We start from the raw sequence: 24,685 nt of genomic DNA on the forward strand, positions 1-24,685 counted from the left end.
CTACGAACCGCGGGACGCGTGCGGAAGTCCCGTCCCGCCCATGGGAACGGTGCGGATATGCGTTTCGAAGCCGGCGATCAGGGGCCGGGCCTCCTCGATCGCGGCCCGCACCCGGGGCAGGGACAGCGAGGCCTTGTGGCTTTCTTCGCTCTCCCAGACCTCCGTGATCCAGATCGCGTCCTCGTCCTGCTCGTCGCCGGCGATCACATAGCTGAGGCAGCCGGGCATCTCTCCGCTGGAGTCGAGCAGAAGCGCGATGAGCGCCTCGCGCCTGCCCGGCTGGGCGCGCATCTTTCCAATCAGGCCGAACACGTCCTCTCCCCCGTGCTTAACGCAAAAGCCGGCCCACGAGCTGGGCCGTATAGTCGACCATCGGCACGATGCGCGCATAGTTGAGCCGCGTCGGGCCGATGATGCCGAGCGCGCCGATGACCCGCGATTCCTGGTCGTGATAGGGCGCAACAATCAGCGACGAGCCGGAGAGTGAAAAGAGCTTGTTCTCCGAGCCGATGAAAATGCGCACGCCGTGCCCTTCCTCGGCCAACTCCAGAAGCTGGATCAGGCCCTCCTTGGTCTCCAGGTCCTGGAAAAGATGGCGCAGGAGCTCGATATCGGCCTGGGCGGTGACGTTTTCGAGCAGGTTCGCCCGGCCGCGCACGATCAGTCGCGCAGGTACGTCGCTGTCCTGACCGGCCCAAACCGCCAGGCCCTGCTCGACCAGCGACTGGGACAGCGAATCGAGGGCGGCGCGGGTCTCCTCCTTGAGCCGCTCGACCTCGTTGCGCGCCTCGGCGAGCGTGCGCCCGCGAATATGCGCGTTCAGGAAGTTCGAGGCCTCGACGAGCTGCGAAGCGGTCACGCCGGCCGGCAGGTCGAGAACACGGTTCTCCACCTCTCCGTTCTGCGAGACCAGCACCGCGAGCGCCTTGGTCGGTTCGAGCTGGATGAATTCGATATGCTTCAGCGGCGCCTCGGTCTTGGCCGCCAGCACAACACCGGCGCCACGGGAGAGGCCGGAAAGCATCTGGCTGGCTTCGGTCAACATGTGTTCGAGCGACTGGCCCTTGCCGGCGGCCCTGACCTGCGCCTCGATCACCTGCCGTTCTTCTTCCGACAGGTCACCGATCTCCATGAAGGCGTCGACGAAGAAGCGCAGCCCCTGCTGGGTCGGCAGGCGGCCCGACGAGATATGCGGAGCGTAGATGAGACCCAACTGTTCAAGGTCGCTCATCACGTTGCGCACGGTGGCCGGCGAAAGCTGTGTGGACAAAAGGCGCGAGAGATTGCGCGAGCCGACCGGCTCGCCCTCGCGCAGATAGGTCTCGACGAGAAGACGGAAGATGTCGCGCGATCGCGCATCCATGGATTGAAGGTTCTGATCCGTGACAGGCTTGGTCATGCGTCTCTGCCTCCTTCCCGAAATATAAGCAGGGGCGGGACGAACACAACTGCCGCGACGACCCATGCCCATTCCCGTTTTCCTTTGCGTCGCGCCGCCTGGAAAGCTAAAAGCCGCGCACGAGCGACCAGCCATCAAGCCAAAAGCCGGAGAGCGACACCCATGCGACCATCACGACGGCAACCCGACGAAATGCGCGCCGTGAGCTTCGAACGCGGCATCTCCAGGCATGCGGAGGGTTCTTGCCTCGTCAGGTTCGGCGACACGCAGGTCCTGTGCACCGCCAGCCTGGAAGAAAGGGTGCCCTCCTGGCTGCGCAACTCGGGCAAGGGCTGGGTAACGGCGGAATACGGCATGCTGCCACGCTCGACGGGCGATCGCATGCGCCGCGAGGCGGCATCCGGAAAACAGGGCGGCCGCACGCTGGAGATCCAGCGCCTGGTGGGCCGCAGCCTGCGCTCGGTTGTCGATCTGCAGGCGTTGGGCGAAATGCAGATCACGGTCGATTGCGACGTGCTCCAGGCCGACGGCGGCACGCGCACGGCGGCGATCACCGGGGGCTTCATCGCGCTCCACGATTGCCTGTCCTGGATGCAGACGCGGCAGATGATCACGCTCGAACGCGTCCTCAAGGACCACGTGGCTGCGGTCTCCTGCGGGATTTTCGGCGGCCAGCCGGTGCTCGACCTCGATTATGCCGAGGATTCGGCGGCGGAGACGGACGCCAATTTCGTAATGACCGGCAAGGGCGGCATCGTCGAGATCCAGGGAACGGCCGAGGGGACGCCGTTCTCGGAGGACGAGTTCATGCAACTCCTGGGACTTGCCCGCAAGGGCGTTACCCGGCTGGTCGAACTGCAGAAGATGGCGGTTTCCTAGAGGCATTTGCGATGAAGCCGGCGGGCATACTCGAAGCGGCGCTTTATGTGAGCGACCTTGAGGAGGCCGAGCGCTTCTACGGCGATATACTCGGCCTGGAGCGCATAACGAAGGTCGAAGGGCGGCACGTCTTCTTCCGCTGCGGGAATGCGGTGGTCCTTCTGTTCGACCCCGATGCTACGGAAATTCCGCCGCCGCCCGATGCGCGGCTTCCGGTGCCGCCGCACGGCGCGCGCGGTCCGGGGCACCTGTGCTTTTCGGCCGGCGCCGAGGAGATCGAAGCCTGGAGAAAGCATCTCGAGGCGCAAGGCATCGCTATCGAGGCCGATTTCGAATGGCCGAAAGGGGGCCGTTCCATCTATTTTCGTGACCCGTTCGGCAACTCCCTGGAATTCGCCGAACCGCGCATCTGGGGGATCTCGTGAGAGCGATCGACGGCAGGAGATTCGTTCTGGCCAGCCACAATGCGGGCAAGCTCGGCGAGTTCGACGGGCTCCTGGCGCCCTTCGGCTACGAGGTGCATTCGGCCGGGGAGCTGGGTCTGCCGGAGCCGGAGGAGACCGGCACCACCTTCGAGGAAAACGCCTATATCAAGGCGTTCGCCGCCGCCAAGGCGACCGGGCTGCCGGCCCTTTCCGACGATTCGGGCATGTGCGCCGAGGCGCTGGACGGCCGGCCGGGCGTCCACACGGCCGACTGGGCAACCCTTTCCGACGGCAGCCGCGATTTTTACGTCGCGATGGAGAAGGTCGAAACGCTTCTACGGGAAAAGGGCGCGTCGACGCCTGATCAACGGCGGGCGCGTTTCGTCGCGGTCCTGTGCCTGTGCTTTCCCGATGGCGAGGCGGAATACTACCGCGGCGAGGCGCCAGGCCACCTCATCTGGCCGCCGCGCGGGAACCTCGGCTTCGGCTACGATCCTGTCTTCCAGCCTGACGGTCGTGAACGGACTTTCGGCGAAATGACCGCCGAGGAAAAACATGGCTGGAAGCCGGGGCACGCAGAGGCGCTGTCGCATCGCGCGCGGGCGTTCAGGAGCTTCGCCCGGGCGCGGCTGGGGGTTGTATGACACCGGGCCTGGCGGACGGTCCCGGCTTCGGCGTCTACGTGCACTGGCCGTTCTGCGCGGCCAAGTGCCCCTACTGCGACTTCAACAGCCATGTGCGCCACCAGCCGGTGGACCAACAGCGCTTCGCCGCCGCCTTTCGGCGCGAGCTTGCCGCCATGCGCGAACGCACCGGCCCGCGCACCGTCTCCAGCATCTTTCTCGGCGGCGGCACACCGTCCCTGATGGCGCCGGAAACGGTCGGCGCGATCCTCGAAGCGGTGGCGGGGCACTGGACCGTGCCGGACGGCGTGGAAATCACCCTGGAGGCCAACCCCTCCTCGGTGGAGGCGGAGCGCTTCCGCGGCTATCGCGCCGCCGGGGTCGACCGCGTCTCGCTCGGCGTGCAGGCCTTGGACGACCGCGACCTGCGCTTCCTCGGACGGCTGCATACGGTCGAGGAGGCGCTTGCCGCCGTGCGCCTTGCCCGCGAGATCTTTCCGCGCCTGTCCTTCGACCTCATCTATGCGCGGCCCGGGCAGACCGTCGAGGCCTGGCGGGCGGAGCTCGAGGGCGCCATCGGCCATGCGGCCGACCACCTGTCGCTCTATCAGCTCACCCTCGAGGACGGCACGCCGTTCTATGCGCTGCACAAGGCGGGCAGGCTGGCGGTACCGGATGCGGACCGCGCCGCCGACCTCTACGAGGCGACCCAGGAGGTGACGGCGGCCAGCGGCCTGCCGGCCTACGAAATCTCCAACCACGCCCGGCCGGGAGCGGAGAGCCGGCACAACCTGATCTACTGGCGCTACGGGGAATATGTCGGCGCAGGGCCGGGGGCGCACGGGCGCTTCGTCGAGAACGGCCGGCGCGTCGTCACCTTCACCGAGAGGCATCCGGAAACCTGGCTGGACCTGGTGGAACGGAAGAACACCGGCGTGACGGGCGGCGAGGTGCTGTCGCGCACGGAAGAGGCGGACGAGTTCCTGCTGATGGGACTGCGGCTTGCCGAAGGGATCGACCTTGAACGTTATGCACAGCTTTCCGGCCGCGCGCTGGCGCCCGAACGCGTGGCGCTCCTGCGCGAGGAAGGGCTGGTGGCGCCGGTCGGCAATTCCCGCCTGAGGGCGACCCCGGCGGGCATGGCGGTGCTCGACGCGCTGGTGGCCGACCTTGCGCGGTGACGCCGGGGTTTTCCTTCCGTCCGAGCGCCTTCAGAACCCGGCGAAGTTCCCCGATGCGGGGCTCAAGAGACGGGCTTGGCCGTCGGCCACCTCGTAGACCGCATAATTGCGTTCCGTCGTGCCGTCGGCGCGGAAGCGAAAGGTGCCAGTATAGCCGGCATAACCGGTTGCGACCTGCAGATTGGCAGGGGTGAACGCAGCCGCACCGCCTTGTCGGGCCAGTCGTGCCGCGAGAATGACCGCATCATAGGCGAGCGCCGAGGTGACGGACGGCTCGGCGCCGAAGCGTTGCGCGTATTTGCGCTTGTATGCCTCCAGCCGCGCGTGGTCGGTGTCGGCGAACCAGGCGCCCTGAAGGGACGGATCGGAAAGGTCGGCGCTTGCCCACTGCCCGGTGCCGAGCAGCTTCTTGCCCGAAAGATCGACGCCCAGGGACGTGAGCGTGGACGCGACGGCGCCGGGAGCGTCGCCGCCGTCGGGCAGGAAGACGGCGTCCGCCTGATCGACCGCCACCGCCACCTCCCGCACCGCTGCCTGGAGCGAGGCGCCGTCATAGTCGTATCGGGCGAGCGCCACCAGTTCGCCGCCATGGCCCTGCAAGGTGCGGCGCGCCTCCGTCTCGGCAAGGTCGCCGGCCGCGCCGTTCGGCACGATGGCGACCACTTTCGTAAATCCCTGCCCGACGGCATAGGTCAGGATCCGATCGACAAGCCCGCCGGGCAGATAGGAATTGAGGTAGACGCCGGGCGCGGCCACCCTTCGGTCCGATGAAAAGGCCATGACCGGGATACGCCGGGGGGAGAGGACCGAGGCGACCTGCCGCACATTGGGCGCAAAGAGCGGCCCCAGCACCAGTGCGGCACCTTCGGCCGCCGCGCTTTGTGCGGCGGCAGCGGCGCCGGCTTCCGTTCCCGCCGTATCCTTGACGACGATCTGGAGCGAATCGGCGCCGGCGTCGTCCACCGCCATCTGCGCGGCGTTTCTCAGTTCGGCCGCCACGCGGGCGCCGTTGCCTTCACCGCTGAGCGGCAGGAGAAGCGCAAGCCGTGTCTCGCCATTGCCGATAGTTTCACCCTGCACGGCCTGCGGCAGCCCGGATCCGGGATCGATGCCCGGCTGCGGCACGGGCAACCCGGACGGGACGTGCTGCATGCCGCACGCGGTCAGAAAAACCGCCAGGAGGAGGGCCGAGACCGCCCGTGCAAAGAACCCGCCCTTGAAAAAGCTCACCTGTCCGCCCCTGTCTTCGCATCCGAAGGCGCGGAATTTGCAACCGCCCGTCCGCCATGTCAAAGACGTTGGGTGCGCGGTGCGCAATTGCCGCAAAGAAGGTGAGGCGTGAAAATCGAGGAATCCGGCAGGCAGGGGCGTTTCGTGATCGGCGGCGCAGAGATCGCGGCGCCGCCGCTTGAGCCGGCGCTCTATCTTGTCGCCACGCCGATCGGCAATCTCTCCGACATCACGCTGCGCGCGCTGGAAACGCTCGCCGCCGCCGACATCCTGGCCTGCGAGGACACGCGGGTCACCCGCGTGCTTCTGGAGCGCTACGGCATCCGCCGGCGCATGACGGCCTATCACGAACATAACGAAGCCCAGGCCGCACCGGGGCTGATCGCCGCGATCGCGGAAGGCAAAAGTGTCGCGCTCGCCAGCGACGCCGGCACCCCGCTCGTCTCCGATCCCGGCTTCCGGCTCGTACGGGCGGCGCAGGAAAAGGGCGTGCGCGTGGTGCCGGTGCCCGGCCCTTCCGCCGTGCTGGCGGCGCTGACGGCATCCGGGCTTCCGACGGATTCATTTTTATTTGCCGGCTTTTTATCTACCAAAGCGGGGCAACGCAAAAGCCGCCTGGAAGCACTCGCCACGGTTTCCTCCCTACTCGTCTTCTTCGAATCGCCACGCCGGCTGGCGGCGAGCCTTGCCGCAATGGCCGAAATGCTCGGTGACCGGGAAGCCGTGGTGGCACGTGAGTTGACCAAGGCCTTCGAGGAGGTTCGACGGGGAACGCTCGTCGAACTTGCCGCCCATTACGAGGCCGCCGGCGCGCCGCGCGGCGAGGTGGTGGTGTGCGTGGCCCCGCCGCTGGAAGTGCCCAGGGACGCCGACGAGACCGACCGTCTGCTCCTGGCGCTCTCCACCGAGATGGCGGCGTCCAAGGCGGCCGGCGAGGCGGCGCGCATGACCGGGACGAAGAAATCCGACCTCTATCAGCGGCTGCTGGCGCTCAAGAAGGCCGGCGACGATGGCTGACGCACTCGAGAAGCGGCGACGCGCCTATAGGAAAGGCCATCGTGGCGAATGGCTCGCCGCGCTGGCGCTGATGCTGAAGGGCTACCGCATCGTGGCGCGCCGTTTCCGCACGCCGCTCGGCGAGATCGACCTGATCGCCCGGCGCGGCCGGCTTATTGCCATCGTCGAGGTGAAGGCGCGGCCGACACTCGAACAGGCGATGGAAGCCGTGGGACCGTTTGCGCAGAAGCGCATCGACGGGGCGGCCGACCTCTGGCTTGCGCGCCAGCCCGATTTCGGGCGGCTGAGCGTGCGCTATGATCTGATAGCGGTGCTGCCGCGGCGCTGGCCGGTGCATGTCGAGAATATCTACACGCCCTGTCACTGATCGCCTTACCGCCGGCTCACCCGCATGGGCAGGCCACCTTGCGGTTGTGTCGTAAGCTTCTGCACCGGCCATGGATTCGTTTCGGGCAAAAGGTCGAAGCGGTAGCGCGACATGAGCACCGCCATGGCGATCACGGCTTCCTGCATGGCGAAACCGGCACCGATGCAAACGCGCGGGCCGGCGCCGAAGGGGAGATACTGGAAGCGGCCGATCGCCTCGCGGTTTTCGGGATGAAAGCGGGCGGGGCGGTAGGCTTCCGGATCGTCCCACAGCTTGCGGTGGCGGTGCACCGTCCAGGGCATGACGAGCACCTGCATGCCCCGGGGAATCTCCAGATCCGCATAGGCGTCGGCCTCGACCGCCTCACGATTGATGGAAGGTGCGGGCGGGTAGAGCCGCATCGCCTCCTCGAAAGCGGCGCGGGCGCGCGGCATCGAATCCAGCCACTTCACCGGGTCGGGTTCGGCGGCAAGCACGGCATCGATCTCCGCCTCGATGCGCGCGCGCTCTTCCGGCAGGTTCGCAAGGCAATAGAACGTCCAGCCGAGCGCACGGGCCGTGGTCTCGTGGCCGGCGCCGATGAAGGTGATGATATTGTCGGAGATCTCCTGGCGCGTCAGCCCGTCCGGCCCTTCGGCTCTGAGGAGCAGGGTCAGGAAATCCTCCGGCGCCGCGCCCTCGCGTGCCAGCTTCTCCTTCCGCATTTCCATGGTGCGCGCGACGATGTCGCGGAAGAAGGCGAGCGAATTGCGGCCGAGGATTCGCGTGATGCGCGGCAGCCAGTCGGGCGCGCCGAGGAGATCCAGCGGGTCGACGCGGCCCATCGTCTCGAAAAGCCGGTCCACCTGGCGGGCGAAACCGTCCGGCTCCCCGGCGACCTCGCCGGAAAACAGCGTCTCGGCAAGGATGTCGAAGGTGAGCATGGTCATGTCGCGCGAGACGTCGACCGTGCCGCCGATCTTCTCTTCGTAGCGCTTCGCGAATGCCTCCGCCTGCACCAGCATAGGGCGGGCGAAGCCGGCGATATGGCGCGGCGTGAAGACGGGCGCCATCGCCTTGCGCGAACGGCGCCAGACATCCCCTTCCGCCGTCAGAAGCCCGTCGCGCAGGATGGGGCGCAGGATCTTCTGGCGCACACGCGCCATTTTGTAGTTTTTCGCGTTGTCCACCAGCACGTGGCGGATCAGGCCGGGATCGTTGGCGATCAGCAGCGGACCGCCGATGCCGCCGGAGATGGAGATCCAAGGCTCGTTGTAGGACGGCTCGCCCCACAGTTCCAGCGGATTGCGGTAGACGATCCGCATCATCTGCAGGGTCGAAGGCGGCTTCTGCCGCGGGCTGGGCGCCGGCGGCCGGAAGGAGGCGGGCGAGGTCTCTGCCGGGATATCCATTTGCCGGTATAACTATGTCCTTGCGGGCACCTGTTCAATCTGTCCGCATCCTCCGGAACCGCCGTGCGGACCAAAGCGTTGCTGGACACAGTGAACAATGGAGCAACGCGCATGAACTGGGAACAGGTCAAAGGCAATTGGAAGCAATTCAAGGGTCAGGCCCAGCAGCAATGGGGCAAGCTGACGGATGACGACCTCGACGTCGTCGCCGGGAACCGCGAAGAACTGGTCGGGCGCATCCAGGAGCGCTACGGGAAGGCAAAGGAAGACGCCGAGCGAGAGGTCGACGACTGGCTCGCCCGGCACTGAGCAAAGGCCCTGCGGCGCTAGCGCCGCAGGGCAAACCCTTTTTCAATCGTGGACCGCGCCCGAGCCGCCGACGGCGACGATCTCATAAGGCGCTCCCGCCAGCGGGATTTCCCGGGTCTCTTCGAGGGAGCGCGTATCCAGCGCGTGAAGGACGCCGTTCAGCGGATCGGTGACGATCACCTCGTCCCCCGCCACCGCGATGCGCGGGCGCGGATCGTTCCAGTGCCCGTCCATGGAATAGGGCTCGGTGACGGCGGCCGACTTGACGATTTCGCCGGCCAGCACGTCGATCTGGTGCAGGCGGCCGTCCTCGGTAAGGGCATAAGCGAATTTCGCCTGCACGGGATCGACGGCGAAGTGCACGCGCCGCAGCGGCAATTCGATCAGCCGGAAGGGAGTCTCGTCCTCCGGATCGATGAGCACGACGGCCGAGCTGCCGAAATTTCCCAGGAAATATTGAAGCCCCCTGCCGCCGACGAGCGTTGATACCTTGGCGTCCTCGGGGAGCGACGCGTCATAGGCGAGATGGTCGATTTCCGGCGTGCCGCCCGGTGCGCGGACGATGAGGAGGCCGGTGTCGCAGGCGATGGCGACGACGCGTCCTGAGGCGGCCTCCCCGTGAAGCCCCGGACATTCGGCGATTTCTCCGACAGGCTGCCCATCGGCGTCCAGCACGCGCACGCCGACGGGCAGCCTCGACGGATCCTCTCCGTCGGGTACCGAGACGATGGTGTAAGCGCCCATGGGGATGGCGATGCCATGGTGCGGATCGGCGGTCTCGACCAGACGCTGCTGCATGCCGCCGGCGGCAAGTTCGGCTTCCCTGACGACCCGTGCCACGCCCTCACCGTCGAAAAAGATCGCGATCTCCCCGTGATGGGCGACGAAATGAACGGGCTTTTCGCCGGCGATCTTCGCATCGAGCGCCTTGGGCGCGGTGACGTCGAGATCGGCGTGATCTCCGTGGTCGTCCTCTGCGATACCGGTCGAAAACGCGGCCGCGACGTTGCCGTCGGCCTGGACGGCGAAAACTGTCTCGCCGCTCTCGCTGGCATAAAGCCGGCCCTGGCTCTCGAGCGTGAAGCTTTCGATCGTCTCGCCGCTCGCCGCGTCGAGCACATGCATGACGGGCTCGTTGCGATCGGCGACGAAAAGTCGCCAGACATTCTCGGCCCCATCGGCAGCCTGGGCGGGGCCGAGCGCCAGGACAGCCGCCAGCCCGATGCCGGACAGTGCCCCTCGGTTCTTTCTCATCCTGATACCTCCATATGTAATAACATTACTATTCTGCGCCGAAAAAGACCGGCCATCGCGGCCGGTCGGGAGTCGGCGGGGACGACGCCGCCAAGGATCGAGGATGCGCTATGCGCCGTCCGACAGACAGCCGGAGAGTGAATCGGCCATATTGCCGACGAGGGTGAAATAGAGTTCCGGCCCGTCCTCGATTTCGGCGCCCAGCGGATCGAGAACGCCGGAATGGGCGTTGGTTCCCTCCGTCACAACGTTGACGAGCTTCGGCTCGAACTGCGGCTCGGAGAAGACGCAGGCCGCGCCGAGCTCGGTGATCTTGTCCCGGATTTCGCCGAGCCGGCGCGCGCCGGGCAGCGCGTCCGGGCTGACGGTGATCGAGCCGGCGGCGGGAATGTCGAAGCGCTGCTCGAAATACTGGTAGGCATCGTGGAAGACCACGAACGGCTTGTGGCGAACGTCGGCGAGCTTTTCGTTCGTCTCGGCGATCAGCGCGTCGAAGCGGGCGTCGAGGGCATCGGCGTTGCGTTCGTAGATCGCCGCATTGTCCGGATCCGCCTGGGCGAGCGTCGCGGCGATCTGCCTCGTCATCTCGCGGGCATTCTCGGGATCGAGCCAGAGGTGCAGGTCGAACCCGCCATGGGCGTGGTCGTGACCGGCATGACCGCCATGCTCATCCTCATGCGCGTGGTCCTCATCGTGATCGCCGTGCGCCGCGTGATGCTCCTCCTCTCCCGCGTGGGCATGCCCGTCATCATGGTGGTCGTGGCCGGCATGATCGCCGTGCTCGTCCTCATGCGCGTGGTGCTCCTCTCCTTCCGCGTGAGCATGCTCGTCCTGATGGCGATCATGGCCGTCATGGTCGTCGTGGCTGTGCGCCTCGAAGGGGCCGCCCTCGCGCTGGTCGAGCAGGGTCACGCCCGGGGCCTCGGCAAGGGCGACCACGCGCGCGTCGGCGGCCAGGGAATCCAGAGCGTCGTCCAGGAAGATCTCGAGTCCGGGACCGACCCAGAAGACCACCTGTGCATCTTCCAGCATGCCGGCCTCGGACGGCCGCATGGCATATGTGTGGGGGGAGCCGGCGCCCTTGACCAGAAGCTCCGGCGTGCCTGCGCCCTCCATCACAGCGGCCACCAGGGAGTGGACAGGCTTGATCGAGGCGACGACGTTCTCGGCGGCGGCGGCCTCGGCGCACAGGAGCGTGGCCAGTGCCGAAGCGGCAAGCAGCGGGCGGCGTTTCATCATCTTGCGATCCCTCGTCTCAGGTGTACAAATGTTATGATATTACATTCAGATTGCGTAACGCTATAACGTGTGCCATATGCGTTGGCAAGAAGGCACGGGATGAATGTTGCAGGCTCCAGCGCAAGACACGGCCACCCTGGTGGAAATGCACAATGTCGGCATCCGGCGCGACGGACGCTGGCTGGTCCGCGGCGTGGATTTGAGTGTCCGGCGCGGCGAGATCGTCACGCTGATCGGCCCCAACGGCTCGGGCAAGAGCACCACCGTCAAGACCGCCCTCGGCGTTTTGAAGCCCGACGAAGGCGAGGTGCGGCGCACCCCGGGGCTGAAGGTCGGATACGTGCCGCAGAAGGTGACGGTGGACTGGACGCTGCCGTTGAGCGTGGAGCGCCTGATGCGGCTGACGGGCCACCTCGGCCGCGCGGACGTGGATACGGCCCTTGAGGCGGCCGGCATCGCCCATCTGGCGGGTGCCGAGGTGCAGAAGCTCTCGGGCGGCGAGTTCCAGCGCGCGCTGCTCGCCCGCGCCCTGGCGCGCAAGCCGGACCTCCTGGTGCTCGACGAGCCAGTGCAGGGGGTGGACTTTTCCGGCGAGATCGCCCTTTACCAGCTCATCAGCGACATCCGCGACCGCACCGGCTGCGGCATTCTTCTGATTTCCCACGACCTGCATGTGGTGATGGCGGAAACGGACACGGTGATCTGCCTCAACGGCCACGTGTGCTGCCGGGGCACGCCGGAGAACGTGCTGAGGAGCCCGGAATATGTCCGCCTGTTCGGGGCACGCGCGGGCGAGACGCTGGCGATCTACCGCCACCACCACGACCACACCCATCTGGCCGACGGACGTGTGCGGCGGGCCGACGGCACCATCACCGACGGCTGTGACGGACACGGCGACACGCCGGCCCACGAGAAAGCCGCCGGGGAGAAGCACGGTGCTGGATGACTTCTTCACACGCGCGCTGGTCGCCGGGGTGGGACTGGCGCTGACGGTCGGGCCGCTCGGGTGCTTCGTGGTCTGGCGGCGCATGGCCTATTTCGGCGACACCATGGCCCACTCGGCGCTCCTCGGCGTGGCGCTCGCCTTCCTGTTCGAGATCAACCTGATGGCCGGGGTCTTCATCGTCGCCGCGCTGGCCTCCATCGCCCTGTTGTTCCTGCAAAGGCAGGGTACGCTGTCGACCGACGCGCTGCTCGGCATCCTGTCGCATTCCACCCTCGCACTCGGCCTCGTCATGGTGGCCTTCATGAGCTGGATCCGAATTGACCTGATGGGCTTTCTGTTCGGCGACATCCTGGCCGTCTCGCGCGCCGACATCGCCGTGATCTACGGCGGCGGCGCGCTGGTGCTTGTCGTCCTGGCCTGGCTTTGGCGGCCGCTGCTGGCAGCCACCGTCAACACCGAGATCGCCGAGGCCGAGGGCCTGCGGCCGGAGCGCGCGCGCTTCATCTTCATGCTCCTGATGGCCGCGGTCATCGCCATAGCCATGAAGATCGTCGGCATTCTTTTGATCACGTCGCTGCTGATCATCCCGGCCGCCGCCGCCCGGCGTTTTGCCGGCACGCCTGAAACCATGGCCGTGGCGGCGTCCTTCGCCGGCGCGCTGGCGGTCGTCGGCGGGCTTTCGGCATCTCTGCGGTTCGACACGCCCTCCGGGCCGTCGATCGTCGTGGCGGCGCTGGTCCTCTTCCTTTTCAGCCTCGCCAAGCTACCCTACGGTGCGCGCGAAACAGGACAATCATCATGAATCCGCGTCCCGAACTGACGAAAAACCAGTCCCTCGTGCTCAGGGCGCTGGATGCGGCCGACGGGCCGCTCAGCGCTTATACGATTCTCGACCGCTTACGCGAGGAGGGGTTCCGCGCGCCGTTGCAGGTCTATCGCGCGCTTGAGAAACTTCAGGACTTCGGCCTCGTCCATCGACTGGAGAGCATCAACGCCTTCGTCGCCTGCTGTCAGCCGCACGAGCACGGCCACGAGATGATCGCTTTCGCGATCTGCGAAAAATGCGGAAAGGTGGATGAATTCTGCGATGCGGCGGTGCAGGAGCGGCTGGGCACATGGGTGCGCACGCACCGTTTCAAGCCCGCCAAGACGACCATCGAGATCCGCGGCGACTGCGCCGCCTGCGCGGAGACGGCGTGAGGATTGTTTGAAAGGACGAGTTCCGGCGCCTTTCAATTCCCCAACAGACCGTCCTCGACGAGTTGGATGCCGACCGGTCCGAGAATGACGGCGAAGAGCACGGGCAGGAAAAACAGAACCATCGGCACCGTCAGCTTCGGCGGCAGGGCGGCAGCCTTTTTCTCTGCCTCGTTCATGCGCATCTGCCGGCTTTCGTCGGCGAGCACACGCAGGGCATTGCTGACGGGCGTGCCATAGCGCTCGGCCTGGATCAGAGCCTGCATCACGCTTTTCACCGAATCCAGGCCGGTGCGGCTGGCCAGGTTCTCATAGGCCTGTCTGCGCTCCTGGAGAAAGGAGAGTTCGGCATTGGTGAGCACGAACTCCTCCGCCAGGGCCACCGACTGGCTGCCGATCTCGTCCGCGACCCGGCGGAAGGCCGCCTCCATGGACATTCCCGATTCCACGCAGATGAGGAGAAGGTCGAGCGCGTCCGGCCAGGCGATCTGGATGGACTGCTTGCGCTTGGCGGCTTTATTGGAGATGTAGAGCACCGGTGCGTAAAAGCCGGCATAAGCCCCGAGAATGCAGGCGAAGAGCTTGATGAAGAGCGGCTGCTCGGCAAGTCCGCCCATGCCATAAATGTAGAAGACGGTGAGGGCCAGGCCGAAGAGCGGCAGGACGAGGCGGAAAAAGAGGAACTTCGTCAGCGGGTTCTCCCCGCGGAAACCCGCCGTGCGCAGCTTGTTCACCGTCGCCTCGTCGGCGAGCGCGCGGCGCAGGTCCAGGCGCTCGACGATATCGCGCATGCCGGCGGACTGCTCCTGGCGCAGCCCGCCGCGCCGCCGGCGCTCGGCTTCCGCCGCCAGCCGCGCGCGCTGGCTGGCCCTGAGTTCCTCCCGCTCCAGCGCAACGGCCTTCATGCGCGCACGCAGCACGTCGCCGCCGGAGACGGGCAGCAGCGTGAAGATGGCGGCAAAGACGGCGACCGCCACCAGGAGCGCGATCAGAAAGCTCGGATCGGTGATCGTCGCGACGACGTTCTCCGCCATTCTACACCTCGAAATTGATCATCTGGCGCATGACGAAAATGCCGATGCTCATCCAGATGGCCGAAGCGCCGAGAATGATGTGTCCCGACGCGGTGGTGAAAAGCGGCCGGATGTAATCGGGGCTCGTCAGATGGACGAGCACGGCCACGATGACCGGCAGCGCGCCGATGATCACGGCGGAGGCGCGGGCCTCCATGGAGAGCGCCTTCACCTTCGCCTTCATCTTCTTGCGGTCGCGCAGAACGCGCGAGAGGTTGCCGAGCGCCTCCGACAGGTTGCCGCCGGCCTGGCTCTGGATCTGGATGACGATGCCGAAGAAATTGGCTTCCGGGCAGGGCATGGTTTCGGCCATACGCAGCGCGGCCTCGGCATTCGAAAGCCCGAGCTGCTGCGCCTCGACCATGCGCCGGAACTCGGTGCGCACGGGCTCACGCGCCTCGCTGGCGATCATGCGCACCGAATCATTGAGCGGCAGGCCCGATTTCACTGCCCGGACGATCACGTCGAGCGCATTGGGAAACTCGTCCAGAAAGGCCTTCACGCGGCGCTTGCGCCTGAGGGCGACGAACCAGCGCGGCAAGCCCAGGGCGCCGACCAGAAGCGCGCCCGGCAGCGTCAGGATCGGCGCGCCGGAGAGGAACACCAGAAGAGTGAGCACCAGCCCGCACAGGCCGGACAGCAGGTAAAACCGCTCGACGGACATTTCGAGGCCCGCCTGGCGCAACTGCACCTTCAACGGCGGCCGCGTCGTGTAGCGATGGCGGTCCTTCTGCTTCGATTCCAGCTCCTTCAGCGATTCCTGGATCGATTTGCGCCGCTTTGCCGCCTCGGCCATGCGGTCGCGCGACGCCTTCACGACCGTCCGGTCGGTTTCGGCCCGCTTGACGGTTTCCAGCCGCTTGCCCGCCTTCTTTTCGTTCGTGATGGTGTCGAAAAGAAAAACATAGGCGACCGCGACCGCGCTGCAGGCGGCGAGCGCGACGAAGCCGAGCACGGCCGGATCGACCCCGAACATCAACCGGCCCCATTTTCCATGGCCTCGAGGGCCGCCGCCAGCCGCGCCTCCTCGCCATAGTAGCGGGCGCGCTCCCAGAAGGCGGGGCGGCCGATACCGGTGGACCGGTGCCGGCCGAGGATGCGGCCTGCTGCGTCCTCGCCTTCGATGTCGTAGAGGACGAGGTCCTGTGTGACGATCACGTCGCCCTCCATGCCCACCACCTCGGTGATGTGGGTGATGCGGCGCGTGCCGTCACGCAGGCGCGCGGCCTGGATGATGACATCCACGGAACCGACGATGATCTCGCGCACGGTCCTTTGCGGCAGGGTGAAGCCGCCCATGGCGACCATCGATTCCATGCGGTTCAGGCACTCGCGCGGACTGTTGGAGTGGATGGTGCCCATGGAGCCGTCATGACCGGTGTTCATCGCCTGCAGAAGATCGAAGACCTCCGCCCCGCGCACCTCGCCGACGATGATGCGCTCCGGGCGCATGCGCAGGCAGTTGCGCACCAGGTCGCGCATGGTGACCTCGCCCTCGCCCTCCAGATTGGGCGGGCGCGTTTCCAGACGCACGACATGTGGCTGTTGGAGCTGCAGCTCGGCCGAATCCTCGCAGGTGATGACGCGCTCGTCGCGGTCGATGTAGTTGGTCAGGCAGTTGAGCAGCGTCGTCTTGCCCGAGCCCGTGCCGCCGGAGATGACCACGTTGCAGCGCACGCGACCGATGATCTTCAAGACCTCGGCCCCCTCCTGCGAAATGGAGCCGTAGCGCACCAGCTGGTCGAGGGTGAGCTTGTCCTTCTTGAACTTGCGGATGGTCAGCGACGGCCCCTCAAGCGCCAGCGGCGGCGCGATAACGTTGACGCGCGAGCCGTCGGGCAGGCGCGCATCGCAGATGGGGCTCGACTCGTCCACGCGCCGGCCGACCTGGCTAACGATCCTCTGGCAGATGTTCAGGAGCTGCTGGTTGTCACGGAAGCGGACATTGGTCTGCTCGACCTTGCCGTTCACCTCAATATAGACGTTGCGCGCCCCGTTCACCATGATGTCGGCGATCTCGTCGCGCGCCAACAGCGGCTCCAGCGGGCCGAAACCGAGAACGTCGTTGCAGATGTCCTCCAGCAGTTCCTCCTGCTCGGAGATCGACATCGCGAAGTTCTTGATGGCGATGATGTCGTTGACGATATCGCGGATCTCCTCGCGCGCCGTGTCGGCGTCGAGCTTGGCGAGCTGGGACAAGTCGATCGTGTCGATCAGCGCGGAGAAGACCTGGCTCTTGGTATTGTAGTAGCTGTCGTTGCGCTCCCTCGGCGCGCGCGCGGCGGGCGGCGGCGCAGGCTCCGGCGCGCGTGGCAGGATCGCGTCCACCGGCGCCAGGGCAGCCGGCGCCGCCGCGGACCGCGCCTCACGTTCCGGCCCGCGCGCCGCCTCGCCGGCGGGCGCCGGGGCGACCGTTTCTCGAGCGTCGCCGAACGTCGTGTTGGAGCCTCTTCTACCGAACATTTCCCGTCCGCTTCACTTCTTCAGGTTCAAGCGCTCGATCAGTCCGGCGAGGCCGGGCTTTTTCTTCGGCCTCACCTCGCGCCGACCGGTCAGCACGTGGGCGAGTTCGTTGATGATCTCCACAACGGCGTGGCCCTGGTCCATCTCGCCCAGCATGCGCCCGTTGTTGGCGGCATTGCCGAAAAGCTGCGGCTCGAACGGGATCACCGCGAGCGGGGTCAGCCCCAGCGGCTCGGAGAAATCGTCGGCGCTGATCTCGGGCCGCTTCGGCACATTGGCCTGGTTGACGACCAGCTTGGGGGGCTCGTCGTTCGGCCTCAGCTTCTTCAAGGTGTCGACGAGGTTCTTGGTGTTGCGCAGGTTGGCGAGTTCCGGCGTGGCGGTGATCACGACGTCGTCGGCGCGCGCCAGCGTCGTCTTCGCCCAGCCCGTCCACAGATGGGGCACGTCGAGCACCACCAGCGGCGCGCTGCGCTGGGCGGTGTCGATGATCTGCGCAAAGGCCTCGCCGTCGAAATCGTAGACGCGGTCGAGCGTCGACGGCGCGGCCAGCAGCGAAAGGCGCTCGGCGCATTGCGCCAGCAGCCGGTCGAGATAGACCTCGTCGATGCGTTCGGGCGAGAACACGGCCTCGGCGATCCCCTGGGCCGGATCCTGGTCGAAATTGATGTTCGCCGTGCCGAAGGGCAGATCGAGATCGGCGACCACCACCTCGCTCTCGAACAGGCTCGACATGGCCCAGGCCAGATTGTGGGCGAGTGTCGAGGAACCGACTCCGCCCTTGGCGCCGACGAAAGCGATCGAGCGTCCGACCGGCTCGGCGTCGGGATCGATGAAGATGCCGGCGATGACGCCGACAATGTCGGCCATGGAAATCGGCGCCACCACATATTCGGAGATGCCGGTGCGGATCAGCTCGCGGTAGAGCCAGACGTCGTTGTAATGGCCGACGACCACCACCCTGGTACTCGGGTCGCAGACGTCGGCGAGCGAGTCGAGCGAGGCAAGCAGCTCGCGCGGCTCGGCGCGCGATTCCAGGATGACGAGATTGGGCGTGGCCGCGGACTGATAGAACTCCAGCGCGGTCGGAATGCCGCCCATGCGCACCTTCAGATGGGCCTTGGCCATGCGGCGGTCTTCGCCGGCGCGCTCGATGGGGCTCGCAACGGCGTCGGTCTCGCAAAAGGCCTGGATGGAGATGCGCGGTACGGGACGCAACGACTGCAGCGCCGTGACATCCTCTGCCGCCGCGGACGTCCCGTGCTCGGTCTGATAGGCAAGGCCGGTCATGTCCAGATGCTCTCCATGCCTAGTATTCAACTTCCGACCGCACCCAGAAGTCGTCGGCGACATTGCGGTCCTTGTAGTCACCGATGGCCGAATCCCGGTTCTCCGCATCGATCGGCGTCACCTTGCGGGGCCCGAGGAAATCGGCCGGGTTGGCCACCTGCGCGGCCAGATTGTTCTGGTAGGAACAGCCGAAGTTCGCATAGTTCCGGTTTTCGTGGGTTTCGAGGAGATCCTTCGGCCAGCGCCCGCACGTACCGACGGTCGCCTTCACCAGCGGATAGGACAGGCGGATGGGTGCCGTGCCGGCGCCGTGCGCGCGGTAGGACAGGATCTGGACGGCGCCCCTCGGCACGCCGTTGTCGTGGAGGACCGCGGCGAAGTCCCTCGAGACCTCCCGGGCGGCGGCTGCGTTCGCCGACCCTGAGGGGACCAGCATCGACACGACCGCGCCACCGCTGTCGCCGTAGCGGTCCAGAAAGCCCTCGATGGCCGCCTTCTGCTGCCCGGTCATGCGGTAGGGCGCGGCGCCGACGGGCAGGTCGAGCACTTCGTCCGCCTCCTGGACGACGATGGGGTGGCGCGTGCGGTAGTCGTCGGGGATTGCGCCCACCGTCACCGAGTCGCGGTTGGCGCAGCTTGCAAGGACGACGAGCGCGGCGACGGCGGCGAGCGGTGTGAGAAACCGATTTCCTGCACGCGGATCGAACATGACAACCGGCCTCCGATCACTTGTAGATGTAGCCGACGACGCCGTGATAGCGCCCGTCCGGCAGATCCGTCTTCATGGTCCCGTAGACACGGTTGACGCGGCCCAGGAAGATGCCGGCGCCGTCGCTCGGGGGGTTGAAATTGTCGTCGGGCCTGGACAGTGCGTTGCGCTGGGTCGGCCGCGACAGGTAGGGCGTGACGATGATCACCAGCTCCGTCTCGTTGCGCACGAAATCGCGGCTGCGGAAGAGCGTGCCGAGAACCGGGATCTTCGACAGGCCGGGCAGGCCGTTGATCGCTTGGCGCACATCATCCTGCACGAGACCGGCGATCATCATGGAGCCGCCGGAAGGTAGCTCGACCGTCGTGTCGGCGAGACGCTTGCGGATGGAGAGCATGGTCGTTCCCGGAAGCCCGTCGCGTACGGAGCCTTCCAGCGTGGTCGCCCCTTGCGTGGTGGGCTCGGAAACGGACGTCCGCATCTTCAAGCTGATGCGGCCGGGCGAAAGCACGGTCGGCTGGAACTCGAGGCCGATGCCGTATTCTATGCGCGCGACGTCGTAGGTGAGCTGACCCGTTTCATTGTCTTCGGAAACCGCGCTCGAGCGTCCCGTCACGAGGTTGAATTCGCCGCCGACCTTGAACGTCGCCTTTTCTCCGGAAATGGCGGTGAGCGTCGGCTCGGCGAGTGTCTTCATCACCCCCGCCTGCTCCATGGCATTGAGGTATCCGGCAAGCGTCGACCCGGCCAGCGAAAAGGCGGAGGCCGAAAGCGGCTTGCCGAGGCCATAGGAACTCTCGCTGATGGCGCCCCAGCTGATCCCGTCGATGCTGCCGGAGCCGATCAGGTTGACGCCGAGCTGCTTCATCACCGAGCGGCTCACCTCTGCGACGGTGACCTTGAGCGTCACCTGGTCCTCGCCGATGATCTGCAGCATGTTGACGATGCGGCTTTGCTGGCGCTCGCTGTCGGGATTGTTGATTGCGACGCCGCCCCCGTCCGTGGGCGCGGCCGCCGTCTGGGCGTACTGGCCGGTGGTCGCCTCGCCGCCGGTCACGAAGATCTGGGCGAGCTGGGCGGCGCGCGAGGCGTCGAGCGGCGTCTGCACCGTGCCGGTGAGCACCACATTGTCGTTGATCAGTTCGACGTCGATGTCGGAATTGGGGATGTAGCGCTTCAGATGCTTCTCGAGCCCGGCAACGTCGCGCTCCACCGCGATGTCCAGGCTGGCGATCTGCTCCCCGTTAGGGCCGAAGACGAAGATGTTGGTCTCGCCGACCTGCTTGCCGAAGAGGTAGATACGCCGCGCCGTGCGGGTGACGGCGTCGGCCACGGCGGGGTTGGCGACGAGAATGTCATAGGCATCGCGCGGGAGGTCGACCACAAGCGACTTGTTGAGCCCCAGCTTGATGCGCTGCGAACCGGCATTCTGGTTTATGCGGACCATGTCGCCGGAGGCGGCAGCCGCAACTCCGGACGGGAGAACGACCGTCAGGGCCGTCGCGGCGAGCAGGCCGAGCAAGACGAAGAAGACGATGTGGCGTTGCCGGTTCGAGCCGGCGTGGGTGAATGGTGGCTGTTCCGATTTCATTTGCGCGTTCCCACGATCGAGAGCTCGCCGGACTTGATCAGCCTTATGCTGTTGCCGCGCCCGCCGCCGTTGACGAGGTGGCGGCCGTCGATGCCCGTCCCTGCATGGCCGTCGGCCACGGAGCGCAGGGCAAGGGTCAGCCGGTCGGCCATCTGCTGGGCGGCCGTGATTACCTCCGCCTGATCGGGCGTCAGCTCGAGCGTGGCCGTCTCGCCGACCTTGACGCGCCGACCCTCCTCATCTTCCTGAATGGCCTGGTCGATCGCCAGGACGCGAATGTTTTCAAGGATCGTTTCGGTAATGAAACCATCGGCGGTCGCGGCGTTCTGGCTGCGCCGCGTCATGATCACGTCGACACGATCATTGGGCAGGATGAAGCCGCCGGCAGAGGTGTCGGCGGCGATCCGGGTGGCCACGGCACGCTTGCCGGGGGGCAGGATCGCCGACATGAAACTCTGGCCCTCGCCGATGAGCTTGGTGCGCCGGAGCGGCTCGCCCGAATTCAGCGTCAGTCGCGCCACCGAGTTCTTCAGTTCCTCCATGGCCTCCGGCTCGGCGGCGCGGGTGATGAAGCTCTCGTCGACCGATTCGGCCGGCCAGGCCTGCCAGCGCAGGGAATTGCCGAGCATTTGGCCCATCGGCACCTCCTGCGCGAGAACAAGCACCTCTGCCAGTTCGATCTGCGGCTCGACCGGATCGGCCCTGACCACCACCTCCTGCGGGGCGGACGACAGATTCTTGGCCATGTAGCCCGCTCCGATCGCAGCCGCGATGGCCACGCCCAGAATGATTATGCGGGATCTGTTCATTTGCCCCTCTTGCGGATGCACCGCTTGCCCAGGACCGACAATGATCAGTGAAACGTCAAATTAGGGTTAACAAATTCGATAGGAGCATCATCGATTGAAATCGACGCCACGGCTGCGCCGCCGCGCACCCGGAGCCGTTTCGCGCGTCCCGCTCGGAGCATGTTTTTTGAAAAACCGGGTGGCGAGGAGCCGTCGTGGAGGAACACACCTGGTTGCGTTGCACTGCTCGCCCGGCGGGGAACCCGGCTCCGTCCCGCAGCCGAGCGGTACCAACCGAGGGGTGGCGCGCCATAGCCCCCTCTAAAATTCCGCTCAGATCTCGCTTGAAGGACGTGCTCCAGCCGACGGCGGCGGTTTCAGAAAAGTGCTTATCGGATCAGGCATCGGGAAGTGATGGTGGAGCCAAGGGGAGTCGAACCCCTGACCTCTTGAATGCCATTCAAGCGCTCTCCCAACTGAGCTATGGCCCCACACTACGGCTCGACGAGCCGATGCCGTTTCCGGCGAAGAGGTCTTTCGGCTTTCGCCGAACGTGCTCGCGGCTTCTAAACCCGACCGATGGCAGAATCAAGCCCCATGATCACGCGTCTCGATCGGCGCACCGACGCGACGGAAATCAGCGTTCGTCGTCGTCATCCGAGACGCCGATAATGTCCTTCACGTCGTCGTCGCCTTCCTCCTCCTCTTCAAGGAAGGTATCGTCCGTCTCGCCGCCGAGATCGACGTCTTCCTCGTCGACATCCGGCAGATCCGTGCTGCCGGACTTCGTCTCTTCGTCCGCGTCCTCCAGCGAGACGACCTCCGGTCCGTCCTCGCTCAGCTCCTTGTCCTCGACGGCCTCTTCCTCTTCGATGATCTCCGCCGTCGATTCGAAATAGCTGCGGGGATAGGACTGCCCCGTATAGGGCGATACGATCGGATCCCTGTTGAGATCGTAGAATTTGCGGCCCGTCTCCGGGCAAATGCGTTTTGTGCCGAGTTCGGGTTTAGCCAACGTCTTGCCTCTCGTCTCTCAAGTACCGGTCCGACCGCCGGGGTCCGGAGGCGGACCGAAACCGGAAGCGACCCCGTGCCATAATTTTCGGGTCCCATAACCACAGATCGCGTGCCTGTCAAAGCCTATTGAGGGCCCGGTTGCAACCGGTTTTTCGCGCCGCCCGAAGCGGGGCCGCGGCAGGGGATGACCAGGCTCTGCGCGCATGCTAGAGGCACGTCCATCCGCCCAGGGAAGAGACGCCATGACCGACAACACGCTCCGCCGACCCGCGCTCAGCCGCAAATCATCCGCGCTTTCAGGCAAAGTGCACGTGCCGGGAGACAAATCCATCTCCCACCGCGCCCTGATGTTCGGCGGGCTCGCGGCGGGCGAAACGCGCGTCACCGGCCTCCTCGAGGGCGAAGACGTGCTGCGTACGGGCGAGGCGATGAAGGCGATGGGGGCGGCGATCGCCCGCGACGGGCCGGCGTGGGTGATCCAGGGCACGGGCAACGGCTGTCTTCTGGAGCCGCAAGCGCCGCTCGATTTCGGCAATGCGGGGACGGGCTCGCGCCTCACTATGGGCCTCGTGGGCACCTACGACATGACGACGCGCTTCATCGGCGATGCCTCCCTTTCCAAGCGCCCGATGGCGCGCGTGCTCGACCCGCTGCGGCAGATGGGCGCGCAGGTGCTGGAAGCACGGGAGGGCGACCGGCTGCCCATCATCCTGCGCGGACCGAAACATGCCGCGCCGATCACCTACCGCGTGCCCATGCCGTCTGCGCAGGTGAAGTCCGCCGTGCTTCTGGCCGGGCTCAACACGCCGGGCGTGACCACCGTCGTCGAGCCGGTGATGACGCGCGACCATACGGAAAAGATGCTGGCCGGCTTCGGCGCCGCGATCGAGGTGGAAACGGACAGCCAGGGCGCCCGCTACATCCGCCTCGAGGGCCAGGGCACATTGACGGGACAGGAGATCGCCGTGCCGGGCGACCCGTCTTCGGCCGCTTTCCCGCTGGTGGCGGCGCTGATCGTGCCGGGCTCGGACGTGACGATCGAGAACGTGCTGATGAACCCCAGCCGCACGGGGCTGATCCTGACGCTGCAGCAGATGGGTGCCGACATCGCGCTGGAAAACCGCCGCTCGGCTGGCGGGGAGGAAGTCGCGGACCTGCGCGTGCGCGCCTCTGAATTGAAAGGCGTCACGGTGCCGGCCGAGCGCGCGCCCTTCATGATCGACGAATATCCGGTGCTCGCGGTGGCAGCCTCCTTCGCCGAAGGGGAAACCCTGATGCAGGGGCTGGAGGAGCTGCGGGTGAAGGAATCGGACCGCCTTGCGGCCGTCGCCGCCGGCCTAAAAGCCAACGGCGTCGATTGCACGGAGGGCGAGGACTTCCTGGCCGTGCGCGGCCGGCCGGAGGGCAAGGGCCTTGGCGGCGGCGAGGTCGAGACCCATCTCGACCATCGTATCGCCATGGCCTTCCTGGTGCTGGGGCTTGCCACGGAGAAGCCGGTCACCATCGACGACCAGACGATGATCGCCACCAGCTTCCCGGAATTCATGGACCTGATGACCGGCATGGGCGCAGGGATCGAAACTCCGAAAGGTGTGACGTGAGCGGGGCTTCAGGACTGACCATCGCGCTCGACGGTCCGGCCGCCTCCGGCAAGGGGACGCTGGCGCGCCGGATCGCCGCCCACTACGGCTTGAACCATCTGGACACCGGCCTCACCTACCGCGCGGTCGCCAAGGCGCTTGCCGACGCGGGCGAACCCCTCGATGACGAGGCGCTGGCCGAGAGGGCCGCGCGTTCACTTGATCCCGGCGCGCTCGACCGCACTGTCCTTTCGACCCACGAGGTGGGCGAGGCCGCCTCCAAGGTGGCGGTGATGCCCGCGGTGCGCCGCGCGCTTGTCGAAAAGCAGCGTGAATTCGCACGCCGTCCGCCCGGCGCCGTGCTCGACGGTCGCGACATTGGAACGGTTGTCTGCCCGGATGCGGATGTAAAGCTTTACGTCACGGCAAGTGCGGCGGTGCGCGCAGAGCGCCGCTGGCGTGAGATCGTCGACGGCGGCGGCACGGCCGAATACGCCGACGTGCTGGCCGATGTGGAACGGCGCGACGCGCGCGACATGGGCCGCGCCGACAGTCCGCTGAAGCCGGCGGCGGATGCGCACTTGCTAGACACCAGCGAAATGGATATAGAGTCCGCGTTTCAGGCGGCCACCGCGCTTATCGACGGGGTGCTTGCCAGGAGAAACGCGGACTGAGAAGCGCTGACGGCTCCCGCGGGGAGGCGAAAGGCGCTTT

At 66.4% G+C, this 24,685-nt stretch carries 26 protein-coding genes and 1 tRNA gene; 12 read left to right on the forward strand and 15 right to left on the reverse strand.

The window, feature by feature from the left end; genetic code table 11:
- A complete protein-coding gene (locus SIN08_RS08370; RefSeq protein ID WP_322451110.1) occupies positions 1 to 312 on the reverse strand; it encodes a putative quinol monooxygenase in 312 nt (103 codons plus the stop codon).
- Positions 313 to 328: 16 nt separating this feature from the next.
- On the reverse strand, positions 329 to 1,399 hold the full coding sequence (gene hrcA, locus SIN08_RS08375) for a heat-inducible transcriptional repressor HrcA (RefSeq protein WP_322451111.1): 1,071 nt from the start codon (positions 1,397 to 1,399) through the stop codon (positions 329 to 331).
- A 162-nt stretch (positions 1,400 to 1,561) separates the two neighbouring features.
- Here hrcA and rph point away from each other — a divergent pair, with 162 nt between their 5' ends.
- From rph to hemW, 4 genes are read left to right on the forward strand one after another with little or no spacing between them, the layout of a single operon-like run.
- Entirely contained in the window at positions 1,562 to 2,278 is a 717-nt protein-coding gene (rph, locus tag SIN08_RS08380) for a ribonuclease PH (protein ID WP_322451112.1), read from the forward strand.
- Positions 2,279 to 2,289: 11 nt separating this feature from the next.
- Complete coding sequence (locus SIN08_RS08385; protein ID WP_322451113.1) at positions 2,290 to 2,703, forward strand: VOC family protein; 414 nt, start codon at positions 2,290 to 2,292, stop codon at positions 2,701 to 2,703.
- Positions 2,700 to 3,347 carry a non-canonical purine NTP pyrophosphatase gene (locus SIN08_RS08390; RefSeq protein ID WP_322451114.1) on the forward strand — a complete coding sequence of 216 codons (648 nt, stop codon included), beginning with the start codon at positions 2,700 to 2,702 and terminating at the stop codon, positions 3,345 to 3,347. Before SIN08_RS08385 ends, SIN08_RS08390 begins: the two co-directional genes overlap by 4 nt.
- Positions 3,344 to 4,507: a radical SAM family heme chaperone HemW gene (gene hemW, locus SIN08_RS08395; RefSeq protein WP_322451115.1), complete on the forward strand. Its 1,164-nt coding sequence runs from the start codon at positions 3,344 to 3,346 to the stop codon at positions 4,505 to 4,507. The genes SIN08_RS08390 and hemW overlap by 4 nt, the downstream gene beginning before the upstream one ends.
- A gap of 30 nt (positions 4,508 to 4,537) precedes the next feature.
- Here hemW and SIN08_RS08400 read toward each other — a convergent pair whose 3' ends face one another.
- Positions 4,538 to 5,737 (reverse strand): penicillin-binding protein activator, encoded by a 1,200-nt coding sequence (locus SIN08_RS08400; RefSeq protein ID WP_322451116.1) that lies wholly within the window; start codon positions 5,735 to 5,737, stop codon positions 4,538 to 4,540.
- Between the two features lie 114 nt (positions 5,738 to 5,851).
- On the opposite strand from SIN08_RS08400, the gene rsmI reads away from it, so the two are divergent.
- The gene (gene rsmI, locus SIN08_RS08405) at positions 5,852 to 6,754 is read left to right on the forward strand and encodes a 16S rRNA (cytidine(1402)-2'-O)-methyltransferase (protein ID WP_416208041.1); all 903 of its coding nucleotides are present in this window, start codon (positions 5,852 to 5,854) and stop codon (positions 6,752 to 6,754) included.
- A complete protein-coding gene (locus SIN08_RS08410; RefSeq protein WP_322451118.1) occupies positions 6,747 to 7,121 on the forward strand; it encodes a YraN family protein in 375 nt (124 codons plus the stop codon). Before rsmI ends, SIN08_RS08410 begins: the two co-directional genes overlap by 8 nt.
- Before the next feature lie 5 nt (positions 7,122 to 7,126).
- On the opposite strand, the gene SIN08_RS08415 is transcribed toward SIN08_RS08410, so the two are convergent.
- Entirely contained in the window at positions 7,127 to 8,512 is a 1,386-nt protein-coding gene (locus tag SIN08_RS08415; protein WP_322451119.1) for a cytochrome P450, read from the reverse strand.
- Positions 8,513 to 8,623: 111 nt separating this feature from the next.
- Here SIN08_RS08415 and SIN08_RS08420 point away from each other — a divergent pair, with 111 nt between their 5' ends.
- Complete coding sequence (locus SIN08_RS08420) at positions 8,624 to 8,821, forward strand: CsbD family protein (RefSeq protein ID WP_322451120.1); 198 nt, start codon at positions 8,624 to 8,626, stop codon at positions 8,819 to 8,821.
- A gap of 42 nt (positions 8,822 to 8,863) precedes the next feature.
- Here the strand turns inward: SIN08_RS08420 and aztD are convergent, their stop codons facing one another.
- Together aztD and SIN08_RS08430 are read right to left on the reverse strand one after the other, a co-directional pair.
- Positions 8,864 to 10,075, reverse strand: a complete 1,212-nt coding sequence (gene aztD, locus SIN08_RS08425; RefSeq protein ID WP_322451121.1) for a zinc metallochaperone AztD — start codon at positions 10,073 to 10,075, stop codon at positions 8,864 to 8,866.
- Between the two features lie 108 nt (positions 10,076 to 10,183).
- On the reverse strand, positions 10,184 to 11,314 hold the full coding sequence (locus SIN08_RS08430; protein ID WP_322451122.1) for a zinc ABC transporter substrate-binding protein: 1,131 nt from the start codon (positions 11,312 to 11,314) through the stop codon (positions 10,184 to 10,186).
- Between the two features lie 103 nt (positions 11,315 to 11,417).
- Between SIN08_RS08430 and SIN08_RS08435 the strand changes: the two genes are divergently transcribed.
- Genes SIN08_RS08435 through SIN08_RS08445 form a run of 3 tightly spaced genes read left to right on the forward strand, consistent with a single transcriptional unit; the run spans position 11,418 to position 13,463 of the window.
- Positions 11,418 to 12,263 carry a metal ABC transporter ATP-binding protein gene (locus tag SIN08_RS08435; RefSeq protein WP_322451123.1) on the forward strand — a complete coding sequence of 282 codons (846 nt, stop codon included), beginning with the start codon at positions 11,418 to 11,420 and terminating at the stop codon, positions 12,261 to 12,263.
- Positions 12,253 to 13,065 carry a zinc ABC transporter permease subunit ZnuB gene (gene znuB, locus SIN08_RS08440; RefSeq protein WP_322451124.1) on the forward strand — a complete coding sequence of 271 codons (813 nt, stop codon included), beginning with the start codon at positions 12,253 to 12,255 and terminating at the stop codon, positions 13,063 to 13,065. The genes SIN08_RS08435 and znuB overlap by 11 nt, the downstream gene beginning before the upstream one ends.
- Positions 13,062 to 13,463 carry a Fur family transcriptional regulator gene (locus SIN08_RS08445; RefSeq protein ID WP_322451125.1) on the forward strand — a complete coding sequence of 134 codons (402 nt, stop codon included), beginning with the start codon at positions 13,062 to 13,064 and terminating at the stop codon, positions 13,461 to 13,463. The genes znuB and SIN08_RS08445 overlap by 4 nt, the downstream gene beginning before the upstream one ends.
- Before the next feature lie 32 nt (positions 13,464 to 13,495).
- On the opposite strand, the gene SIN08_RS08450 is transcribed toward SIN08_RS08445, so the two are convergent.
- From SIN08_RS08450 to SIN08_RS08490, 9 genes are all read right to left on the reverse strand, one after another.
- Positions 13,496 to 14,494 carry a type II secretion system F family protein gene (locus tag SIN08_RS08450; protein WP_322451126.1) on the reverse strand — a complete coding sequence of 333 codons (999 nt, stop codon included), beginning with the start codon at positions 14,492 to 14,494 and terminating at the stop codon, positions 13,496 to 13,498.
- A 1-nt stretch (position 14,495) separates the two neighbouring features.
- Positions 14,496 to 15,509, reverse strand: coding sequence for a type II secretion system F family protein (locus SIN08_RS08455; protein ID WP_322451127.1), 1,014 nt, complete (start codon positions 15,507 to 15,509; stop codon positions 14,496 to 14,498).
- Positions 15,509 to 16,996, reverse strand: a complete 1,488-nt coding sequence (locus SIN08_RS08460) for a CpaF family protein (protein ID WP_322451128.1) — start codon at positions 16,994 to 16,996, stop codon at positions 15,509 to 15,511. Before SIN08_RS08460 ends, SIN08_RS08455 begins: the two co-directional genes overlap by 1 nt.
- A 12-nt stretch (positions 16,997 to 17,008) precedes the next feature.
- A complete protein-coding gene (locus SIN08_RS08465) occupies positions 17,009 to 18,286 on the reverse strand; it encodes a CpaE family protein (RefSeq protein WP_322451129.1) in 1,278 nt (425 codons plus the stop codon).
- Positions 18,287 to 18,305: 19 nt separating this feature from the next.
- On the reverse strand, positions 18,306 to 18,995 hold the full coding sequence (locus tag SIN08_RS08470; protein WP_322451130.1) for a CpaD family pilus assembly lipoprotein: 690 nt from the start codon (positions 18,993 to 18,995) through the stop codon (positions 18,306 to 18,308).
- 16 nt (positions 18,996 to 19,011) lie between these two features.
- Positions 19,012 to 20,442: a type II and III secretion system protein family protein gene (locus tag SIN08_RS08475; RefSeq protein ID WP_322451279.1), complete on the reverse strand. Its 1,431-nt coding sequence runs from the start codon at positions 20,440 to 20,442 to the stop codon at positions 19,012 to 19,014.
- A 140-nt stretch (positions 20,443 to 20,582) separates the two neighbouring features.
- Positions 20,583 to 21,395, reverse strand: a complete 813-nt coding sequence (gene cpaB, locus SIN08_RS08480) for a Flp pilus assembly protein CpaB (protein WP_322451131.1) — start codon at positions 21,393 to 21,395, stop codon at positions 20,583 to 20,585.
- A 394-nt stretch (positions 21,396 to 21,789) separates the two neighbouring features.
- Positions 21,790 to 21,865, reverse strand: a tRNA-Ala gene (locus SIN08_RS08485).
- Positions 21,866 to 22,011: 146 nt separating this feature from the next.
- A complete protein-coding gene (locus SIN08_RS08490) occupies positions 22,012 to 22,389 on the reverse strand; it encodes a TIGR02300 family protein (protein WP_322451132.1) in 378 nt (125 codons plus the stop codon).
- A 244-nt stretch (positions 22,390 to 22,633) separates the two neighbouring features.
- Between SIN08_RS08490 and aroA the strand changes: the two genes are divergently transcribed.
- Positions 22,634 to 23,992, forward strand: a complete 1,359-nt coding sequence (gene aroA, locus SIN08_RS08495; RefSeq protein WP_322451133.1) for a 3-phosphoshikimate 1-carboxyvinyltransferase — start codon at positions 22,634 to 22,636, stop codon at positions 23,990 to 23,992.
- Complete coding sequence (cmk, locus tag SIN08_RS08500; protein WP_322451134.1) at positions 23,989 to 24,645, forward strand: (d)CMP kinase; 657 nt, start codon at positions 23,989 to 23,991, stop codon at positions 24,643 to 24,645. The genes aroA and cmk overlap by 4 nt, the downstream gene beginning before the upstream one ends.
- The last annotated feature ends 40 nt before the right edge of the window (positions 24,646 to 24,685 follow it).

The organism is Chelativorans sp. M5D2P16 (assembly GCF_034427935.1).
In the GTDB taxonomy this organism is placed as follows: Bacteria; Pseudomonadota; Alphaproteobacteria; order Rhizobiales; family Rhizobiaceae; genus Chelativorans.

What these genes read in the sequence shown, in the direction of transcription:
- SIN08_RS08430 (WP_322451122.1), bottom strand. Translation starts at nt 11,314, where the DNA reads ATGATGAAACGCCGCCCGCTGCTTGCCGCTTCGGCACTGGCCACGCTC.
- cpaB (WP_322451131.1), bottom strand. Translation starts at nt 21,395, where the DNA reads ATGAACAGATCCCGCATAATCATTCTGGGCGTGGCCATCGCGGCTGCG.
- SIN08_RS08470 (WP_322451130.1), bottom strand. Translation starts at nt 18,995, where the DNA reads ATGTTCGATCCGCGTGCAGGAAATCGGTTTCTCACACCGCTCGCCGCC.
- SIN08_RS08435 (WP_322451123.1), top strand. Translation starts at nt 11,418, where the DNA reads ATGTTGCAGGCTCCAGCGCAAGACACGGCCACCCTGGTGGAAATGCAC.
- SIN08_RS08415 (WP_322451119.1), bottom strand. Translation starts at nt 8,512, where the DNA reads ATGGATATCCCGGCAGAGACCTCGCCCGCCTCCTTCCGGCCGCCGGCG.
- hrcA (WP_322451111.1), bottom strand. Translation starts at nt 1,399, where the DNA reads ATGACCAAGCCTGTCACGGATCAGAACCTTCAATCCATGGATGCGCGA.
- SIN08_RS08455 (WP_322451127.1), bottom strand. Translation starts at nt 15,509, where the DNA reads ATGTTCGGGGTCGATCCGGCCGTGCTCGGCTTCGTCGCGCTCGCCGCC.
- SIN08_RS08450 (WP_322451126.1), bottom strand. Translation starts at nt 14,494, where the DNA reads ATGGCGGAGAACGTCGTCGCGACGATCACCGATCCGAGCTTTCTGATC.
- SIN08_RS08385 (WP_322451113.1), top strand. Translation starts at nt 2,290, where the DNA reads ATGAAGCCGGCGGGCATACTCGAAGCGGCGCTTTATGTGAGCGACCTT.
- SIN08_RS08465 (WP_322451129.1), bottom strand. Translation starts at nt 18,286, where the DNA reads ATGACCGGCCTTGCCTATCAGACCGAGCACGGGACGTCCGCGGCGGCA.
- SIN08_RS08410 (WP_322451118.1), top strand. Translation starts at nt 6,747, where the DNA reads ATGGCTGACGCACTCGAGAAGCGGCGACGCGCCTATAGGAAAGGCCAT.
- SIN08_RS08475 (WP_322451279.1), bottom strand. Translation starts at nt 20,442, where the DNA reads ATGGTCCGCATAAACCAGAATGCCGGTTCGCAGCGCATCAAGCTGGGG.
- rph (WP_322451112.1), top strand. Translation starts at nt 1,562, where the DNA reads ATGCGACCATCACGACGGCAACCCGACGAAATGCGCGCCGTGAGCTTC.
- aztD (WP_322451121.1), bottom strand. Translation starts at nt 10,075, where the DNA reads ATGAGAAAGAACCGAGGGGCACTGTCCGGCATCGGGCTGGCGGCTGTC.
- SIN08_RS08460 (WP_322451128.1), bottom strand. Translation starts at nt 16,996, where the DNA reads ATGTTCGGTAGAAGAGGCTCCAACACGACGTTCGGCGACGCTCGAGAA.
- SIN08_RS08420 (WP_322451120.1), top strand. Translation starts at nt 8,624, where the DNA reads ATGAACTGGGAACAGGTCAAAGGCAATTGGAAGCAATTCAAGGGTCAG.
- aroA (WP_322451133.1), top strand. Translation starts at nt 22,634, where the DNA reads ATGACCGACAACACGCTCCGCCGACCCGCGCTCAGCCGCAAATCATCC.
- SIN08_RS08445 (WP_322451125.1), top strand. Translation starts at nt 13,062, where the DNA reads ATGAATCCGCGTCCCGAACTGACGAAAAACCAGTCCCTCGTGCTCAGG.
- hemW (WP_322451115.1), top strand. Translation starts at nt 3,344, where the DNA reads ATGACACCGGGCCTGGCGGACGGTCCCGGCTTCGGCGTCTACGTGCAC.